This is a genomic window from Roseovarius halophilus (ex Wu et al. 2025), from assembly GCF_047086965.1.
On record NZ_JBKOTX010000304.1, the window covers coordinates 1 to 4770 of the forward strand.

At 66.5% G+C, this 4770-nt stretch carries 6 protein-coding genes; 3 read left to right on the plus strand and 3 right to left on the minus strand.

Features of this window, described 5'->3' with window-relative positions:
* Window positions 1-287, plus strand: a 287-nt coding sequence (locus ACH107_RS30095; RefSeq protein ID WP_412509380.1) for a calcium-binding protein, incomplete at its 5' end; no start/stop codon positions are given.
* 70 nt (window positions 288-357) lie between these two features.
* On the opposite strand, the gene ACH107_RS30100 is transcribed toward ACH107_RS30095, so the two are convergent.
* A complete protein-coding gene (locus tag ACH107_RS30100; RefSeq protein ID WP_412509381.1) occupies window positions 358-1032 on the minus strand; it encodes an ABC transporter ATP-binding protein in 675 nt (224 codons plus the stop codon).
* Window positions 1033-1045: 13 nt separating this feature from the next.
* Window positions 1046-2314, minus strand: coding sequence for a sugar transporter (locus tag ACH107_RS30105; protein WP_412509382.1), 1269 nt, complete (start codon window positions 2312-2314; stop codon window positions 1046-1048).
* Window positions 2315-2400: 86 nt separating this feature from the next.
* Between ACH107_RS30105 and ACH107_RS30110 the strand changes: the two genes are divergently transcribed.
* Both ACH107_RS30110 and ACH107_RS30115 read left to right on the plus strand, forming a co-directional pair.
* Window positions 2401-3201 carry an ABC transporter permease gene (locus ACH107_RS30110; protein WP_412509383.1) on the plus strand — a complete coding sequence of 267 codons (801 nt, stop codon included), beginning with the start codon at window positions 2401-2403 and terminating at the stop codon, window positions 3199-3201.
* 75 nt (window positions 3202-3276) lie between these two features.
* Complete coding sequence (locus ACH107_RS30115) at window positions 3277-4110, plus strand: sulfotransferase family 2 domain-containing protein (RefSeq protein ID WP_412509384.1); 834 nt, start codon at window positions 3277-3279, stop codon at window positions 4108-4110.
* Here the strand turns inward: ACH107_RS30115 and ACH107_RS30120 are convergent.
* The coding region (locus ACH107_RS30120; RefSeq protein ID WP_412509385.1) for a calcium-binding protein at window positions 4097-4770 on the minus strand (674 nt) is incomplete at its 5' end. The genes ACH107_RS30115 and ACH107_RS30120 overlap by 14 nt on opposite strands.

Sequence of the window (4770 nt, forward strand, 5' to 3'; positions counted from 1 at the left end):
ACTACCTCACCGGCGACACCACCGACAACCTCGTCCGCGGCAATGCCGGGGACGACTACATCAACGTCGGCAGCGGCGATGATACCGCCGAGGGCGGCGCCGGGGACGACGACATCTACGGCGGGGCTGGCATGGATACCATCCTCTTCAGCGGCAACAGGGCCGATTATACCGTCACCGGGGACTCGAGCGCCGCGACGGTCGAGGCACTCAGCGGCGATGACGGGATCGACGATCTTTTCGATGTCGAGATGCTCCAGTTCACGGACGACCTGATCTTCCTGTGAGAATGACCCCACCCGCGCCGGGCTTTCCCAGACCCGGGGAAAGCCTTCACTGCCGGACGTCGCGCAGACATCAGCCCGCTTTCCGGGCGCCCGCCTTCATCAGGGACTGGTGATGCGCGATCGCGTCCTCGACATCCGTGTAGTAATGCAGCTGCCCTTTCTCGAGCACGGCCGCGTGGTGGCACAGCCGGCGCACCTGCCCGACCCCGTGGGTAACCATGATGGCGGCGCTCTGCTTGACACGCTCGGCAAAGAGCTCATCCGCCTTCTTGCGGAAGGAGGCGTCGCCCACCGCCGTCACCTCGTCCACGAGGTAGGTGTCGAAATGGATGCCCATCGACACGCCGAAGGCCAGCCGCGATTTCATCCCCGAGGAATAGCTGCGCACCGGCAGGTTGAAATGTTCCCCCAGCTCGGCGAAATCGCGGACGAACTCGGCCAATGCCCCGGTATCCACGCCGTAGACGCGGGCGATGAAGCGGGTGTTCTGCAGCCCCGTGAGATCGGGGTGGAAACTGCCAGCGAAGCCCACCGGCCACGAGATTGTGCCGCGGCTGATCACCTCGCCGCTGTCGGGCTCCATCGAGCCCGACAGGATCTTGAGCAGGCTCGACTTGCCCGCCCCGTTGCGCCCCAGGACGGCCACCGCCGTGCGGTCGGGAAAGACCGCGTTGATCCGGTCGGCCACCACCTTGCGGTTGCCTTTCAGCACGAAGGTCTTGCAAAGGTTGCGCAGCTCGATCATCGGCCCCTCCCGGTCAGCGCCGGTCGCGCAGGGAATAGTAGATCATCACCATGATCGACCACGAGACGAAAAGGAATCCGCCGATGATCCCCAGCAGCAGGAAACGGCGGGGATATTGCGCCGTCTCGGCCAGGGTGGGCGCGATGTGGGTGGCCAGGTAGCGTGACTGCCGCTGCGCCTCGGCCACGGCGGAATCGCGCGCCGCGAGCGCCGAGAGGTAACTCTTCTCGGCGAACTGGCGTTCGGTCTCGAGCGCCTGGTATTCCTCGAGCAACTCCGAGTACTGGGCGACACCGGCGGTCCCCCCCTGCCCGCCGAAGCGCGCGCGTTCCTCGCTGATCAGCTTCTTGATGGCGGCGATCTGTCGCCGGGCCTGTTGCACGCGCGGATCGCTTTCCGAGGAATTGTCGAGCAGCAGCTCGAGCTCGATCTGCGCCTCGGCGAGCTGCGAGTTGAGCGAGTTCACGATCCCCATCTGGCCCTGCACATCCGCCGACGGATCGACGATCTGCGTGCGGTTGCGGAAGGCGGTCAGCGCCTGGTTCGCCGCCTTCAGCCGGTCCTCGGCATGGGCGAGCTCCTCCTGGGCGTAGCGGGTGGCATCGTCGCGGGCGATCTTCGACAGCTCGTTGATCATCTCGCTACTCTCGTTGAAGATCACCTCGGCGATGGCCTTGGCATCCCCGGGCGCGAAGGCCAGCACCCGGATCTCGATCAGCCCGCTGCCCCGGTCGTAGAAGACCTTGACCATCCGGCCCCAGTAATCCGCCAGCGCCTCGATGCGCGCATCCTCGCCCAGGGTGAAGACGGGATCGCCCTCGCGCGCGTAGATCGCGTGCAGGTCGAGCCGGTCATTGACCGTGCGCACCAGTTGCTGGCTCTGGATGAACTCGTAAAGGATGTCGGTATCCGAGGAACTGGACCCCGACAGCTCGGTGATGCCGCCCAGGATCTCGACCGCCGAGCCGACTTCCTCGGTGCGCACCGAGAAACCCACGTGGCTGGCATACTGGTCATACGCCACCGTGTAGAGATACCAGGCCGACCCGATGAGCGGGACGACGATCCAGAGCAGGAAACTGGCCAGGAGAATCACGTGCCGGCGGTGCATGCGCGCCGCGGGCACGGTCGGCGGCACCTTCGGGCCGTCCGCGGCGTCTTCGGGCGTGGTGGGCGCATTGTCATCGCCGGTATCCGATACCGGTGTCAGCTTGTTCACCCCGGCGCTGAAGAGCCGGGGCTTTCTGCTGGCCGCCTGGCCGGGCGGGGGTTTCTGGTCCAACTCGGGCCCCTTCATGGCTGGTTGCCCGCTCGGCGGCGGGTTTGGCATTTCCTAGCAAAACTCCGGGTGATACACCATCCGCCAAGATGACGAACACGCTCCCCTCTCCGGCCCTGCCGCGGAAACGGACCGGCACGGTGCAGACCGTGCTGGCGCTGATGCTGCGCGAGATGTCCTCGACCCACGGCCGCTCGGCCCTGGGCTACCTGTGGGCCATCCTGGAGCCGGTGGGCGGTATCATCCTGCTGACCTTCGTCTTCACCCTCGCCTTCCGGACGCCGAGCCTGGGCACCAGTTTCCCGCTGTTTTTCGCCTCGGGCCTGCTGCCTTTCATGGCCTTCCAGGAGACCAGCAACAAGATGTCCGTGGCGCTGCGCTTTTCCAAGCAGTTACTGTTCTATCCCGGCGTGACCCATGTGGACGCGCTCGTCGCGCGGTTCCTGCTCAACGCGATCACCCATGTCATGATCGGCGCGGTGCTGATCCCGGCCATCCTGATCCTTTACGATATCAACGTGATCGTCGACATGCGCAGCGTCGCCATGGGCTACCTGATGGCCTTTGCGCTCGGGGCCGGGGTGGGCACGATCAACTGCTTCCTGTTGTCGATGTACCCGGTCTGGGAGCGCACATGGGCGATCCTGACCCGGCCGCTTTTCATCATTTCGGGTATCATCTTCCTTTACGACACGGTGCCCCTGCCCTACCGGGACTGGATGTGGTGGAACCCGCTGGTGCATCCCATCGGCATGGTGCGACAGGGGATCTATGCCACCTATGACGCCAATTACGTCTCTTACCTCTACGTCTTCACCGTGGCCGCGCTGACGCTGGCCGCCGGGCTGCTGTTCCTGCGGCGCTATCACCGCGACATCATCAATCTCTGACTGACCCCGGACCGCCCGCGTTGCCAAGCCGGGACAGGGGCGGTAAGGCCGGATGGGTAGAAAACGGGGCGGGGCATGGGCTGGCGCGGCTATATCCACGAGGACAGCGAAACGGTTTTCTTCTGGTCGCAGAAGGCGGCCTGCACGACGCTGTTCGGTTTCCTGGCCGACAACATGGCCGAGCGGCCGCCGCGCAAGAAATACTTCCACACCCACAGCAAGCCCTACCAGCACTGCATGGCGGCGATCCGGGACCGGGGGTATCGCGCGGTCATCCTGGCGCGCCACCCGGTCACGCGCATCATCAGCGCCTATTTCAACAAGTTCTGTGTCTATCGCGGCGAAAGGTTGCTGTCGCGGGCCGATCTGGAGCCCTTCGCCCGGGACCTGCACGACCTTTATTGCGCCCGGCAGGGCATCGCGGCCGAGGACAACGTGATCAGCTTCGAGGCGTTCCTCGACACGGTCGCGCGGATGCATGCCGACCGGCCGCGTCCGCGGCTGCCGATCAACGGCCACTGGGAAACGCAGGTGCCACCCTTTCACGCCAGGCTGGGGCTGCGATACGACCGGGTGGTGCACGTGGAAAACCTCGATGCCGAGATGGGCGCGCTGGCGGACGAACTGGGCATGGTCTACAGCCCGAAGGCGATGAACCGCACCGAGCTGCCCCCGGCCCCGACCGCCGCCTACCTGGGGCAAGTGCCCGCCCGGGAGGTGAGCGGGATGGATTTCGGCTATGACAATTTCATCACCCCGCGGACGCTGGCGCGCATCCACGCGATCTATGCCGTGGATTTCGAGGTGCTGGGCTATCCGGCCCCGGAGCATGTGGAAGCTCCCCGAACGGGGCTGGCCCGGTCATGGCAGAAAATCAGGCACTATTCCGCCCGGATCACAGGAAAATGAACATGTCCAGCGACAGATCGCCGACGCTCACCTCCTCCAGCAGGACACGGTGGCCGTCGTAGCGCAGCTGTGCGCCCTGCCCCGTCTCCACGATCCCGAGCGCCTCGAACCGGCCCACCTGCCCGCGCCCCTCGACCCCGGTCAGGCGCAGCATGTCCGCGTCGGGCTGGAAATCGGTGATGCGGTCCCGTTCCCCGGCGGCAAGCTCGTTGAAGACGAAGAGATCGGCCCCCGACCCGCCGGTCATCACGTCGTCGCCCGACCCGGCATTGAGCGTGTCGTGCCCCGGCCCGGCATCGAGCCTGTCATGCCGGCCGCCGCCGGCGAGGAAATCGTCCCCCGGCCCGCCGCTGACGGTATCGTTGCCCTCGCCCCCGCCCAGCAGGTCGGCGCCGGCCCCGCCGGCAAGCCGGTCGCTGCCCGGCCCGCCGCCGACCGAATCGGCGCCGCCCTGCCCGTGCACCGTGTCCGTGCCGAAGCTGCCGGCCAGCGTGTCATCCCCCGCGCCGCCCTCGACCAGGTCGTCATCGGGCCCGCCGCTCATCATGTCGTCGCCGTCGCCGGCCAGCACGATATCGTTGCCGAGGCCACCGCCGATCGTGTCACGGCCCGCGCCCCCGCGCAGCGTGTCGTCGCCGGGCCCGCCGCCCATGTTGTCGC